This window comes from Streptomyces sp. NPDC037389, assembly GCF_040636475.1.
In the GTDB taxonomy this organism is placed as follows: Bacteria; Actinomycetota; Actinomycetes; order Streptomycetales; family Streptomycetaceae; genus Streptomyces; species Streptomyces hesseae.
On record NZ_JBEZUS010000011.1, the window covers coordinates 1 to 12,869 of the forward strand.

Annotated in this window: 12 protein-coding genes and 1 tRNA gene; 3 read left to right on the forward strand and 10 right to left on the reverse strand. The window is 74.5% G+C overall.

Annotated elements, in window-relative coordinates; genetic code table 11:
• Nucleotides 1-11: 11 nt before the first annotated feature.
• The 7 genes from AB0E98_RS23955 to AB0E98_RS23985 form a co-directional block, all read right to left on the reverse strand.
• Nucleotides 12-85, reverse strand: a tRNA-Lys gene (locus AB0E98_RS23955).
• Between the two features lie 56 nt (nt 86-141).
• Complete coding sequence (locus tag AB0E98_RS23960) at nt 142-765, reverse strand: bifunctional DNA primase/polymerase (RefSeq protein ID WP_361706018.1); 624 nt, start codon at nt 763-765, stop codon at nt 142-144.
• Between the two features lie 145 nt (nt 766-910).
• On the reverse strand, nt 911-1,279 hold the full coding sequence (locus tag AB0E98_RS23965; protein ID WP_361706020.1) for a hypothetical protein: 369 nt from the start codon (nt 1,277-1,279) through the stop codon (nt 911-913).
• Nucleotides 1,280-1,424: 145 nt separating this feature from the next.
• Nucleotides 1,425-2,777: an AAA domain-containing protein gene (locus tag AB0E98_RS23970; RefSeq protein ID WP_361706023.1), complete on the reverse strand. Its 1,353-nt coding sequence runs from the start codon at nt 2,775-2,777 to the stop codon at nt 1,425-1,427.
• A complete protein-coding gene (locus AB0E98_RS23975; protein WP_361706025.1) occupies nt 2,774-4,381 on the reverse strand; it encodes a hypothetical protein in 1,608 nt (535 codons plus the stop codon). The genes AB0E98_RS23970 and AB0E98_RS23975 overlap by 4 nt, the downstream gene beginning before the upstream one ends.
• Nucleotides 4,372-5,607 (reverse strand): hypothetical protein, encoded by a 1,236-nt coding sequence (locus tag AB0E98_RS23980; RefSeq protein ID WP_361706436.1) that lies wholly within the window; start codon nt 5,605-5,607, stop codon nt 4,372-4,374. The genes AB0E98_RS23975 and AB0E98_RS23980 overlap by 10 nt, the downstream gene beginning before the upstream one ends.
• Nucleotides 5,531-6,505, reverse strand: a complete 975-nt coding sequence (locus tag AB0E98_RS23985) for a phosphatase PAP2 family protein (RefSeq protein WP_361706028.1) — start codon at nt 6,503-6,505, stop codon at nt 5,531-5,533. Before AB0E98_RS23985 ends, AB0E98_RS23980 begins: the two co-directional genes overlap by 77 nt.
• 264 nt (nt 6,506-6,769) lie before the next feature.
• Between AB0E98_RS23985 and AB0E98_RS23990 the strand changes: the two genes are divergently transcribed.
• The gene (locus AB0E98_RS23990; protein ID WP_361706031.1) at nt 6,770-7,363 is read left to right on the forward strand and encodes a histidine phosphatase family protein; all 594 of its coding nucleotides are present in this window, start codon (nt 6,770-6,772) and stop codon (nt 7,361-7,363) included.
• A 145-nt stretch (nt 7,364-7,508) separates the two neighbouring features.
• Here AB0E98_RS23990 and AB0E98_RS23995 read toward each other — a convergent pair whose 3' ends face one another.
• The gene (locus AB0E98_RS23995; RefSeq protein ID WP_361706034.1) at nt 7,509-8,885 is read right to left on the reverse strand and encodes a tetratricopeptide repeat protein; all 1,377 of its coding nucleotides are present in this window, start codon (nt 8,883-8,885) and stop codon (nt 7,509-7,511) included.
• Nucleotides 8,886-9,166: 281 nt separating this feature from the next.
• Between AB0E98_RS23995 and AB0E98_RS24000 the strand changes: the two genes are divergently transcribed.
• Nucleotides 9,167-9,628: a hypothetical protein gene (locus AB0E98_RS24000; protein WP_361706037.1), complete on the forward strand. Its 462-nt coding sequence runs from the start codon at nt 9,167-9,169 to the stop codon at nt 9,626-9,628.
• Between the two features lie 44 nt (nt 9,629-9,672).
• A complete protein-coding gene (locus AB0E98_RS24005) occupies nt 9,673-10,542 on the forward strand; it encodes a fused MFS/spermidine synthase (RefSeq protein WP_361706040.1) in 870 nt (289 codons plus the stop codon).
• A 37-nt stretch (nt 10,543-10,579) separates the two neighbouring features.
• Here the strand turns inward: AB0E98_RS24005 and AB0E98_RS24010 are convergent, their stop codons facing one another.
• Complete coding sequence (locus AB0E98_RS24010) at nt 10,580-11,980, reverse strand: GH1 family beta-glucosidase (RefSeq protein ID WP_361706042.1); 1,401 nt, start codon at nt 11,978-11,980, stop codon at nt 10,580-10,582.
• Between the two features lie 40 nt (nt 11,981-12,020).
• A complete protein-coding gene (locus AB0E98_RS24015) occupies nt 12,021-12,818 on the reverse strand; it encodes a carbohydrate ABC transporter permease (protein ID WP_361706438.1) in 798 nt (265 codons plus the stop codon).
• Between the last annotated feature and the right edge of the window lie 51 nt (nt 12,819-12,869).

Consider the following 12,869-nt stretch of genomic DNA (forward strand, 5'->3'; position numbering starts at 1 on the left):
TCGACCGTCTGTGCGCCGCCAGGGACTCGAACCCCGGACCCGCTGATTAAGAGTCAGCTGCTCTAACCAACTGAGCTAGCGGCGCCTGCTGACGTGGAAGACTTTAGCACCCCGATCCGGTGTAAAGAAAATCCGTATGTTTCAGCCCCCGGTGGAGGTGGGTAAGACGCCTGCCCGGGCGGCCCGGACACAGGCCCACAGCAGGGCGTCGGCGCCGGGCAGCCGGGGGTGGCGCACCTCGGGGGCGATCAGCCAGCGGGCGACGACCGGCGTGGGCTCGCTCCCCTCCAGCGGGGGGTAGAGCGGGGGGACGGTCACGGCGTCGCCCGTGCCGTAGCAGAGCAGCGGGGGCGCCGTACGGTCCCGGCGGCCCCACTCCTCCCAGGCCAGCAGCGCGGGGAGCCGCTGGGCCGTGCCGGGCGCCGCGAACAGCAGCAGCCTGCCGCGCTGGGCCGCCACCGGCCCGGAACCGGGACCGCCGGGCGACCACAGCCGGGCCAGTATCCGGCGGCCGAAGAGCGCCGGGGCGTCGATCACGTCGAACACCTTGCCGCAGGGGAGTGCGACCGGGGCCATGGGGTCGTCGGCCCACAGGGCGTGCACCTCGTGCGGCGCTCTGCCGGCGGACGCGAGCCAGTCGGCCCCGGCCAGGGTGACGAAGGCGGGGGCGGGCGGCGCCCAGGAGGGGGAGGGTGCGGGCGCGGGTGAGGGGACGGGCGTGGGCCGGTGGCGGACGGGGCGCGGGTCGTACGGCCGGGAGCTCATGGCCCCATGCTCCTGGCAGGACGGGGGGCCGTCCGGGGTAGTTCCGGGAAACCGGGACAGGGGAGGAGGCGGTGCGCTACCTTGTGCGCCGCATATGCCAACGGCCCATGATCGAGGACCATGGGCCGTCCGGTCGTGGGCCGGGTCAGTCGGCCTGGGTGCTGCCGCGCAGCAGGTCACGGCCGAACTCGACCATCTTCTTCGTGTAGTCCTCGCTCCACTCCGCCCGCTCGGCGATCACCGCCGTCGGCAGTCTGTCGAAGCGCCGGGGATCGGCGAGCTGAGCCGCCGCCACCGCCTGGAACTCCGTCGCCCGGTCCGCTGCCGCGCGGAAGGCCAGGGCCAGCTCGGTGGAGCGGGCCAGCAGCTCGCGCGGGTCCTCGATCGATTCGAGGTCGAAGAAGTGCTCGGGGTCGGCGACGGCCTCGGGTGGCTCGAAGAGCAGCTGCGCGGGCTTCAGGCGGCGCGGGCCCTCACCGTCCCGTGCACCGGGAGCCTGCTTCGGCTCGCACATGTACATACCTCCAGAATCGTCTGCACCGTCATCCATTGTCCTGCCGCGCGCAAGTGCGCCCCCGCCCCGCCCCGGCCGCACGCCCCGCCCCGCACCACCCGGCGGCGCCGGTGGGCACGCCCGCGGCACGCCCGGCGGCATCGGCTCACGGCCTCCAGGAGATACGGTGCTCGGCCAGATGCGCCCACACCGCGTGATTCGCCTCCCAGCCATCGGGGAACTTCATCGTCACCCCCAGCCGTACCGGCTCCGTCGACGGGTGCTCGTCCAGCAGGCGGTCGACGCCGGCGCGGCTCACCACGACGCACGCGTGCCGGTGCCGTGAGGCCAGCACGCACAGGCGGCCCGTCTCCAGATGGAACGCCGTCGCGTCCGGGCGCCCCGACAGCGGGTGGAGCACGACCGTGACGTCGAACTCACGGCCCTGGAGCCGGTTCGCCGTATCCACTGTCACCCCGGTCACCCCCTGTTCCGCAAGGGCCGCCCGCACCGCCGCGGCCTGGTCGCGGTGGGCCGTGCCCACCGCGATCCGGTCGGCGGTCAGCGGCGCCGGATCCGGCGAACGCTCGCTGGTCACGGCCCCGCCCCGGTCCAGCATCCGGCGGACGACCAGCGCCACCGCGCCCACCGCCTCCGGGTCCGTACGCGGCGTGTGTCGCGCGGGCAGTTCCAGCAGGCCCCAGCCCGATTCGGCCGCCTCGTCCAGCACCCGGTCCGGGCCCGAGCCGTCGGAGGGCACGCCGAAGGACAGCAGCCGGTCGCCGTGGTCCGTGCCGCTGCGGAACGGGGTGTACGGATAGAAGGCCGCCGACACCAGCGGCGCCGCCGACGCAGGCAGCCGCCACGACACCGGCAGCCGGTGCTGCGGCAGCCCCGGGTTGTGGGCGAGCAGCGTGCTCACGGCGCTCGCCGACGGGTCGTACGACAGCCCCGCCCACTGCTCCGCCCCCACCACGCTGAACGGGTCCAGCTGGCCCGGGTCGCCCACGAACAGAGCCCGCTCGAACAGCCCCGCCACCGCCAGGAGCGCGTCCGAGCGCATCTGGTACGCCTCGTCGACGATCGCGTGGCCCCAGGGCTCGGTCACCTTGGTGTGCGCCCACTTCGCCGCCGTGGAGACCACCACGTCCAGCCCGGCCAGGTCCGCCGCCTTCGCGGCGGTCACGACCGAGTCGAGCGTGTCGAGCGCCGGGTCGTAGGGGTGGCGCTCATTGCTGTGCAGCCGGCCCACCGGCAGCCCGGGATCCTGCTCGGCCAGCCGCAGCACCAGGTCGTCGACCTGGGCGTTGGTCTGCGCGACGATCATCAGCGGGCGGCCGGCGGCGGCCAGCTCCCGGGCCGCCCGCACCACCAGCGTCGACTTGCCCGCGCCGGGCGGCGAGTCCACCACGACACCGCGGTGCGGGCCGTGCAGCGTGTCGCGCAGGATCGCGTCCGTGGCCGCCGTGGCCGCCGCGGCGGGGTCGAAGGCGCGCTCGCGCGCCAGGGGAACGGTCACAGCAGGTCCTCCGCGGTCACCGGGTCGGGAGCCTCGGCCGGGCCCTCGGCGGGCGGGCCGCCATGGGTCCAGGGCGTCCGCTCGGGGTCGGGCAGCTCGGGGCCGCCCCGGGGCGCGTGCTCGAACAGCGTCCAGCACACCCGGTCGCCCACCTCGGGCACGGAACCCGCGTCGGGCACCTTGCCGCGCCCCATGCCACCGGTCAGCCGCACGGTGAGGGCGCCGGGGCCGTCCACGCCGGGCGGCGGTCCGTACGCCACGAACTCGGCGGACTGCGCCTTGCCGTCCGGCAGGGCGCGGTGGAGCGCGACGCCCTCCGCGAGATGCGGGGCGTCGGCCGTACGGACGGTCACCAGCGGGCGCGGACGCGGGACCTTCGCTTCCGTGTACTCCATCACCACCTCGGCGACCTCCCCCGCGAACGCCTCCCCGGCCAGCCGCCGGCCCGCCATCACCAGCGGATCGTCCAGCGCCTCCTGGGCGTCGAGCTGCGCTTGCGCGCTCTCGCGGGAGGCGAGCTTGCGCGCGGCCGTGACCGCGTCGTCCCGCCGCGGCTGCGGCGGCTCCCCGGCACGTACGCGGTCGCGGTGCGCGGTGTACGACCAGCGGTCGCGCTTCCAGCGCTCGGCGACCCGAGCGCCTTCCGGGAGCGTCCGCAGCAGGTCGACGCCGTGCCAGACGGCGTCCCAGGTGGGGCGCAGCTGCGTCGCCAGCAGCTCGCCGATCCCGCTCTCGGCGGCGGCCAGCTCGGCCCGGGCCGACGCGAACCGGTGCGCCGACGCCTCCAGGACGGCCGCGCGGGCCCGGTCGTAGCGGGCGACGGCGGGGGCCAGCCGCTTGTTGTCGAAGACCGGGTCCGTGGCGGGGCCGGCGGGCGGGTGGACCAGGAGCCCCTCCGGCCCGCGCTCCAGCTCCACGCGCAGCGCCGCCTCCGGGCCCGGCACGTCGTGCGGCGGGTCGATCCAGGCCAGGAGGGAGCCGAGGTGCTGGTCCTCCAGCACGCTCTGGCCCGTCGCCCAGTGCCGGCCCAGCGCCTGGGTCATCGCCAGCAGCAGCGACGCCCCGGGCACCCGGGCGCGCTCCCCGAAGTGCGTCAGCCAGCGCCCCAGCATCGGCACGCGCGGCGGCGCGGGGTGGGGAGCGTCGGGGTCCTGGTCGGCGGTGCGCCGGAAGCGCATGGACCGGCCGAGCAGCCGGACGTACTCCACGCCCGCCGCGCCCGGCACCAGCAGCTGCGGGGCGTCGGCGCACAGCTCGACCTCGACGGGCACCTTCTTCCCGGTGCCGGGGTCGGTCTCCTTGCGCTGCTCCAGCTCGACGGCGTCGCCGAACTCCTCGAAGTACGGCAGGAGCACGTCGGCGAGCTCGGCGAGGAACGCGGACCGCAGATCCCTGTCGCGCGGCTGCGCCACGAACAACAGCCGGGGCGCGTCCCGGTCCGTCCCCACCATCGCGCCGAGCGGCGCACCGGCCTCACCGGCGGTCGTCAACGGCACGAAGACACATGGCCGCTCGGCCAGATGCCGATGCCGCACGGTGACGACAGGCCGCGCCCGCCCGTCCCGGACGGCTTCCATCCGCGCGAGGGTACTGATCAGCGACATGCGGTGGGCTCCTTCCGGCGGCCCGCACCCGCGCCCTCGTCGGCTGAGGTCAGTGCCGGCGTCAGCGCCTCCGAACGGAGCGCGGCGGCGCGGCGGAGGGCCGCGACCGCCGGGTCGTCGGGGGAGCCGGCCTCACCCGACGCGGCGGCGAGGACCGACGCGACGGTGGTCAGGCCACCCAGCTCCGCGCGGACGCCGCGCCCCAGGGTCTGGACGGAGTCCGCCGCACGGGCCCGGGCCCGGCAGTGGAAGGCCAGCTCGCACGCCGCGAGGCACTCCGGCGCGTACGCCGCCGCGACCGCGTCCAGCGCCTCGGCCAGCTCGCCGGCGGGCCGGGTCGGGGTGCGGCCGTCGTCGGACGGGCACAGATCGAAGGTCGTGCCCTCCGGGAGCCCGGCGGCGATCTCCGCCACGCCGGTCAGCCGCTCCAGCTGACGGCGCGTGGTGGCCAGCGGCTTGCGGAGGTCGACGAGGGCGGCGTCCGGCAGGTTGGAGAAGTCCTTCGGGCAGACCAGCAGGGCCTGGTCGCGCACCGCCGCCCTGCCCTCCGCGACCCGCTCGGCCACGGCCTCGAGCGCCAGCGCGTACACCGCCGCCTGCCGGGCGGCCGCGCCGACCTTCGTCGCGTCGGCGGAGCCGTCGATCATCGCGAAGGACTTGATCTCGACGACCGTCCAGCCGCCGTCGGGATGGACGACGATCGCGTCCGGCTCCAGATAGGCCGGTGTCCCGGCGACGGTCAGCGCCAGCAAGGGATGGTCCAGCACGGCCCACCGCCCGGCGGCGGTCGCTTCGCGCAGGGCGAGGGACGTACGCGCCGTACGGCCCTCGAGGCCGGTGGCGGAGAGGTCGGGGGTGTCCACGGAGCCCGGCACGGGCTCGGGGGAGCCGTCGGCCAACCGCTCGTGGAGCAGGCGGACGAGCTCCGTGCCGCCGTCGGCCTTGGCGCGGGCCTCGAAGGAATGGCCGCGCACGAACGCGAACTGCGACTGCCCGAACGTCACCGGCGCGCCCACCGCCCGTGCCAGCGCCGCCTTGTCGACCCCCGCCCCGTCGAGCAGGGCGCGGCGGTGACAGCCGGGGTTGGCGGCGAGCGCCGCGAGTGCGCGGGCGTCGAGCGGGACGGGCGCGACGGAGGGGCCGCGCAGCTCAGCGAGCCGCTGTCGCAGCGCCGTCGGTGCGGCTCTCCCCGGCCCCGTCCCGGGCCGGCTGTCGGGGGATCTGATCACTGGCGTCCGCCTCGCGAAGTCTCTCCGGCGCCCCCGGGCGAACCCGGGACGGCGCAGTACCCGCTGTACCCGCCGAAGTCTCGCACCCGGCACTGACATTCGCCGTTGCCACGGCCGTTTCCGCAGGTACGGAAGGCGCCGCCGGGGCGAGGCGGGCGCGGATCCGTTCGGCGAGCCGCAGCGCCGGGCGGGTGAGCAGGAAGCCCGCGCCCATCACGGCGGCGCCGGCGACGGCGTCGAGGAGGTAGTGGTTGGCGGTGCCCATCACCACGAGGGTGATCGCCAGCGGATAGGCGACGCCCGCGACCTTGGTCCAGGTCTTACGGCCCTGCGCCCAGAGCACGACCCCGCACCACAGGGCCCAGCCCACGTGGAGGCTCGGCATGGCCGCGTACTGGTTGGTCAGCCCGCCCAGGCCGCGGGGGGCGCTGGCGTCGCCGCCCCACCAGCCGTACTCGGAGTACTGCCGCATCGTGTCGACGAAACCGAAGGACGGGTCGAGGAGGCGGGGCGGGCAGGTGGGCAGGAGGGTGAAACCGATGAGGCCGATGAGGGTGGAGATCATCAGCCAGGTGCGCATCCGGCGGTAGTGGTCGGGGCGACGCCTGAAGAGCCAGACCAGAAGCGCAGGGGTGAGGAGGTAGTGGAGGGCCGCGTAGGCGAAATCGGCGGGTATGCCTATCGCCGAATGATCGGTGAACAGCCGGTTGAGCGAGGGCTCGATGTCTATTCGGAACGTTTTTTCAAGATCGAGTATCGCCACGCCGTGATCGACGGCCGACTGCACATCGCCCCTGACCAGCAGCCGCCCGGCCGAGTAGAGCCCGTACACCACGGCTATGAGTGGCAGTTCGGTCCACCAGCGCGGCCGCTTCCCCAGTGGTGCGGTGTACATCCGGACGCTCTCCATGTGTTCAGGCGGCCAATAAGCGCAATATGCAACCGTACGGCGTACGCCACATCTCTCGCACACCGCCCCGTGAGTCCACCCGAACCCCCAGGTGTGGGGGTGGAGACGCCGGTAGTGGCCGGAGGGTTGCCCGTTGGTGAAGTGAGTGATGATGGGGAGCGAAACTCACCCGTGGCCGAGGTGACCGACTTCACGCCTTTCACCCGGGTACACGATCATCACCGCACGCACCTCGTAAGGACTCTCGCCATGGCACCGCGCATCCTGCTGGCCCGGCACGGACAGACGGAGTGGTCGCTGTCCGGCAAGCACACCGGCCGCACGGACATCCCCCTCCTCGACGAGGGGCGGCGCGGCGCCAAGCTGCTGGGCGAGCGGCTGCACCGCGCCCCGTGGCAGGGCCTGCCGGACGTGGAGATCCGGACGAGCCCCCTCGTCCGCGCCAAGGAGACCTGCGAGCTGGCCGGCTTCGGCGACCGGGCCACCGAGTGGGACACGCTGATGGAGTGGGACTACGGCGCCTACGAGGGCATGACCCCCGCCGAGATCAAGGCGGGTCGCCCCGACTGGCTCATCTGGCGCGACGGCGTCCCGGAGGGCGAGACCCGGGCGGAGGTCGCCGCCCGCGCGGACGAGGTCGTGGAGTGGGCCCGCTCGGCCGACCGCGACGTGCTCGTCTTCGCCCACGGCCACATCCTGCGGACCATCGCCGCGCGGTGGATGGGCGAGGACATCTTCTTCGGCTCCCGCATCCGCCTCGACCCGACCTCCCTGTCCATCCTGGGCTGGGCGTACGGGGCGCCGGCGATCGAGCGCTGGAACGACACGGGTCACCTCGCCTGACGGCTCGGTGGGCTCACCGGGGGGCCGGCCCTGAGGCCGGTGCGGCACCGCCGGTCACCGCCGTGGGGCGTCCCGCCGTCGCGGCGGGGAAGGGGCGGGACCGGGGCACCCCACCACCGAAAAGACCCCCGCCCCGGGCCCACCCTCAAGCGGGCCGCACGGCCTCATGGCGGGCCAGGAAACCCGACACCACCGGGTTTGACACGTGACGGCGCAACATACGGGCGGTCGACGACAGCATCGTCCTGATGCGGGCCGACTGGACCTGGTCCAGCAGCCCCAGCACCTTCTCCCCGGACGCGGCCGCCGCGTCCGGGGTCCCGCCCCGGGCCAGGTCGCCCGCCAGCTGCGCGGTGTAGAGCGCGATGTTCCGGGCGAAGTGCGGGTCCTGGAGCGCGACCGCCCGCTCCGCGTGGTCCGCCGCGCGGCGCCAGTCGCCCAGGGCGGACCAGCACTGGGCCTCCAGGCCCTCCAGCTCGGCCTCGCCGAAGAAGGTCATCCACTCCGGGTCGGCCTCCGCCGCGCCACGGTCGAAGAGCGTCCGGGCCCGTACCAGCGCCTCCTCGGCCGCCGGCCGGTCGCCCAGCCGTGCCCAGCCGCCCGCCTCCCGCAGAGTGAGCAGGGACATCAGCCGCGCCGACCCCAGCTGCCGGCCCGCCCGCTGCGCGGCCTGCGCGGCGCGGATCGCCTCGCGGGGGCGGGCCGCGTCCCGGGCGAGGAAGGCCATGTTGCAGAAGGCATGGGTCTCCAGCGCCGGGTCCCCGGCCACGCGCGCGGTGGCCAGGGCCTCCGCGTAGTGGGATCGGGCGTCGGCGAAGCGGCCGGAGTCGTGTGCCAGCCAGCCCACGGAGATCGCCAGTTCGCCCGCGCCGGAGTGCAGCCGGTCGGCCACCGACCGCCGTCTGGTCTCCGCGTCCAGCAGCTCGTACGCCGCCTTCAGGGGGCGCGCGGCGCGCCGGTAGAGACCGTCCGCGCCGTGCCGGTCGTCGAGCAGCCGGATGTGCCGCACGGCCTGTTCGACGGCGGCGGCCTCGGTCTCTCCCGCGTGGCGCCGGTGGGCCCCGCGCGGGCCGGCGCCCAGGGAGGCGGCGGCCACGGCGGCCGTACCGGAGGTCATGAACGCGCGACGCAACACGTCGCTCTCCTCGCTGCTCTCGGTGGAGCTCTCCGCCGCACCGGAGGAGGTACGGCTTTCGGCGGGGCTCTCGGATGGACCGGGCGGCGCGGAGCCCTTCTTGCGCGCCCCCCTGCCACGCACGGTCTCGCGGGGTGCGAAGCCCATGTCCGCCGGCTCACGACCGGGGAACATGTGCCGGAACACTCGCTCGTAGGCGTAGTTGGGGCAGCGGATCTCCCCGGACTCCACACGCCCGATGTAGCGCGCGTCGCACGAGACGTGTTCGCCGATCTCCCGGGCCGCACGACGTACGGCAGCCGCGAATTCCCCTGGTGAACGCGGACCGCGCAACTGCCGGAACGCGAGGTTCGGACGGGGTGACGAGGACGCGTGGGGCGACGCCATGGCCGGACCCTCTCCTGGCGAGCCGCCCCGATGGGCAACCCGCGGGGCGGGCGGCTGTGCTTGCCGTGTGGCGTGACGACCGTACCGACTGTGGCGATTCCGCTACCTGCTGTTTGACTACAAAACGGATATCCCACCTGTCATCCGCCATGAACTGCCATCCTTTGCGGCGGCATGGCGCCGTAGCCGTTGACGCGTTCACGCGTTGGACCCGAAGAGCGCGAGCGCGCTCGGCGTGGATCCCGACCTGGACACAGGCGCGGCGTGAGGAGGGGTTTCCCGTGGTGGAGGCCGGAGTGGACATCGGCGGCTCGCGGACGACGGCTCTGCACCAGCCGCTCCAGGACCACAGCACGTCCCCGTATCCGCCGCGGACCGGTGCGGACGGCGCCGAGGGACGGCCCTGCGACCTGGTCACGGTCCCCGCGCGCCAGGGCCTGGAGGCCGTCGACATCCTGCGGCTGCGCGACGGAGTGGGCCCCGTCCTCCACGACGGCGACTGCGACACCCTCGGCTTCCTCGTCCCGCCCGGCACGGCCGACGGCTGGGACCTGCCCGGCAGCGCCTGCACCCAGACCTACGGCCGCGGCCTGCGGACGAGCGCCGCCGAGCCCCCCGTCAACGGCACGGGCTGGCTGGTCGCCCCCGACGCCGCCTACGGCTCCGCCACCGACCCCGCCGTGCTGCGCGCCGCCCTCGGCGAGGCCGCCCGCACCATCGAGGCCGTCGACCGCTGCCGCTAGCGGCCCGGCCGGGCCCACCCGCCCGCACCGGCGATACTGGAGGGGTGGCGAAGGGCAAGCAGAAGCAAGGGCGCGGACGCGCCGCGGAATCGATATCCGCGCAGGTGGCGGGCGGTCTCGCGGAGCTCGTCCCCGACCGCGACCGGCCCCGCGGCAGCACCCTGCTGATCGACGGGGCCCCGCAGTCCCATGTCGACCTGGACGACCCCGCGTATCTGGACTTCTCCTACCAGCGGCGGCTCGGCCACATCGCCGACCTCGTCGCACCGCCCGGCAAGCCCATCCAGGCCGTCCACCTGGGCGGCGGCGCCTTCACCCTCGCCCGGTACATAGCCGCCACCCGGCCCCGCTCCACCCAGCAGATCGTCGAGATAGACGCGCCCCTGGTCCAGTTCATACGGGCCGAGCTGCCGCTGGAGACGAGCTGGCGCATCCGGGTGCGCGGCACCGACGCCCGGGAAGGGCTCGCCAGGATCCCGGACGGCTGGGCGGACCTGATCATCGCCGACGTCTTCAGCGGCGCCCGCACCCCCGCCCACCTCACCAGCACGGAATTCGTCACCGACGTACGGCGCGCCCTGCGCCCCGGCGGCCACTACGCCGCGAACCTCGCCGACGGCCCGCCCCTCGCCCACCTCAAGGCCCAGATAGCGACCGTCCGCACCGTCTTCCCCGAGCTGTGCCTCACCGCCGACCCGGCCGTGCTGCGCGGCCGGCGCTTCGGCAACGCCGTGCTGCTGGCCTCCGACCGCGAACTGCCCGTTGCCGAGCTCACCCGCCGGGCGGCCACCGACCCCCACCAGGGCCGGGTCGAACACGGCCGCGCGCTCCTCGACTTCACCGGTGGCGCCGTGCCCGTCACCGATGCCGGCGCCCGGCCCTCGCCCGCCCCGCCGCCCTCCGTCTTCAACTGAAGGCTCTTCAGCTGAAAGCCCTTTAGTTGAAGGCCCTTTAGTTGAAGGGCAGCCGTCCCGTCCGCGCCAGCCGCGCGTACCACCGCGCGCTGGACTTGGGCGTACGGGCCAGCGTGGCGTAGTCCACGTACACCGCGCCGAAGCGCTTGCTGTAGCCGTACGCCCACTCGAAGTTGTCCAGCAGCGACCAGAGGAAGTAGCCCCGGACGTCCGCGCCGTCGCCGAGGGCCCGCAGCACGGCCTCGAGATGGGCGTGCAGATAGGCGATCCGCTCGGGGTCGTCGACCGTGCCGTCGGCGCCCGGCTTGTCGTCGTAGGCGGCGCCGTTCTCGGTGACGATCAGCGGCAGCCCGGGGGACTCCCGGGCGAACCGCGTCAGCAGGTCGTACAGGCCTGTGGGATCGACGGCCCAGTCCATCGCGGTGCGCTTGCCCGGCGGCCGGTGGAAGGCCACACTCCCGGCACCCGGCCAGGGGGAGGCCTCCCCTCCGCCGTGGCCGTCGGCACGCGGCGGGGGATTGTCAGTGGCGGCTGATACGACTGTGGGCGCGTAGTAGTTGATGCCCAGCGCGTCGAGGGGGTGCCGGATGACGTCCGTGTCGTCGCCGCGTACGAACGACCAGTCCGTGATGGCCGCCGTGTCCGCGAGGAGGTCCTCGGGGTACGCCCCGTGCAGCATGGGCCCGGTGAAGATACGGGTGGCCAGGGCGTCCACCCGCCGCGCCGCGTCCTGATCCCCGGGCGAGGGCGTACGGGCCCGTACGGCGGCGGGGTTGAGCGCCACGGACAGCCGGGCCCCCGGGGGCAGCACGGCGCGCAGCGCCCGGGCGCCGAGGCCGTGCGCCAGATTGAGATGGTGCGCGGCCCGCAGCGCGGCCTCGTCGTCCGTACGGCCCGGGGCGTGCACCCCGGCCGCGTAGCCCAGGAAGGCGCTGCACCAGGGCTCGTTGAGGGTGGTCCACAGCTCGACGCGGTCGCCCAGCGCCTCGCCGACGAGCCGGGCGTAGTCGGCGAAGCGCTGGGCGGTGTCGCGCTCGGGCCAGCCGCCCGCGTCCTCCAGCTCCTGTGGCAGGTCCCAGTGATAGAGCGTCAGCACAGGGCGGATGTCATGGGCGAGGAGGTCGTCGACGAGCGCCCGGTAGAAGTCGAGCCCGCGCCGCGAGGCCGGGCCCCGGCCGGTGGGCTGGACCCGGGGCCAGGAGACTGAGAAGCGGTACGCGCCCAGTCCCAGCTCCGCCATGAGATGGACGTCCTCGGCGCGGCGGTGGTAGTGGTCCGTCGCCGTGTCCCCGGTGTCGCCGCCGAGCACCCGTCCCGGCGCCCGGGCGAAGGTGTCCCAGATGGAGGGGGTGCGGCCGTCCTCGGCGGCCGCGCCCTCGACCTGGTAGGCGGCGGTCGCGGCGCCGAAGAGGAAGCCGGGCGGGAAGTCCACGGTCATGTCGCACACTCCGGAAGGAGAGGGGAGAACGGTGGGGGAGTCAGCCCTTGAGCGCGCCGCGCATGATGCCGCCGACGATCTGCCGGCCGAAGAGCGTGAAGGCCAGCAGCAGCGGCAGCGTGCCCAGCAGCGCCCCGGCCATCACCACGGCCTGGTCGGGGACATAGCCGCGGCCGAGCCCGGTGAGGGCCACCTGCACGGTCGGGTTCTCCTGCGTCAGCGCGATGACGGGCCAGAAGAAGTCGTTCCACGCCTGGACGAAGGAGAGCATCCCCAGTACGGCCATCGCGGGCCGGGCGACGGGGAAGACCACGTGCCACACCACGCGCACGCTGCTCGCCCCGTCCACGCGGGCCGCCTCGATCAGCTCGTCGGGCAGCGCCTCGACGAGGTACTGCCGCATGAAGAACACACCGAAGGCGCTCACCAGCGCCGGCAGGACGACGGCCCGCAACTGGTCCGTCCACCCCAGCCGTGCCACGATCATGAAGAGGGGGACGACGCTCAGCTGCGGCGGCACCATCATCGTGCCGACCGTCAGCAGGAGCAGCGCCCGCCGGAAGCGGAACCGCAGCTTGGCGAAGGCGAAGCCGGCGATGGTGCAGAAGAGCACCGTGCCCAGCGCCACCGTCCCGGCGACCAGCGCGGTGTTGGCGAGGGCGAGTCCCATCCGGGCGTCGGTCCACGCCGTGCCGAGATTGGTGAGCAGCCTGCCGCCGAACCACAGCGGCGGCGGGGTGTGCGCCAGCCGGGCGCTGTCGCCGGAGGCGGCCACCGCCGTCCACACGAGCGGAAAGAGCGAGCCGGCGGTGAAGAGCGTCAGGACGGCGTAGGCCATGGGCCCCGCGCGCAACTGCCGCCCGGCCCGCCGTGCCGCCGCGGTCCGCGG

What these genes read in the sequence shown, in the direction of transcription:
- AB0E98_RS23960 (WP_361706018.1), bottom strand. Translation starts at nt 765, where the DNA reads ATGAGCTCCCGGCCGTACGACCCGCGCCCCGTCCGCCACCGGCCCACG.
- AB0E98_RS23965 (WP_361706020.1), bottom strand. Translation starts at nt 1,279, where the DNA reads ATGTGCGAGCCGAAGCAGGCTCCCGGTGCACGGGACGGTGAGGGCCCG.
- AB0E98_RS23975 (WP_361706025.1), bottom strand. Translation starts at nt 4,381, where the DNA reads ATGTCGCTGATCAGTACCCTCGCGCGGATGGAAGCCGTCCGGGACGGG.
- AB0E98_RS23985 (WP_361706028.1), bottom strand. Translation starts at nt 6,505, where the DNA reads ATGTACACCGCACCACTGGGGAAGCGGCCGCGCTGGTGGACCGAACTG.
- AB0E98_RS23990 (WP_361706031.1), top strand. Translation starts at nt 6,770, where the DNA reads ATGGCACCGCGCATCCTGCTGGCCCGGCACGGACAGACGGAGTGGTCG.
- AB0E98_RS23995 (WP_361706034.1), bottom strand. Translation starts at nt 8,885, where the DNA reads ATGGCGTCGCCCCACGCGTCCTCGTCACCCCGTCCGAACCTCGCGTTC.
- AB0E98_RS24010 (WP_361706042.1), bottom strand. Translation starts at nt 11,980, where the DNA reads ATGACCGTGGACTTCCCGCCCGGCTTCCTCTTCGGCGCCGCGACCGCC.
- AB0E98_RS24015 (WP_361706438.1), bottom strand. Translation starts at nt 12,818, where the DNA reads ATGGCCTACGCCGTCCTGACGCTCTTCACCGCCGGCTCGCTCTTTCCG.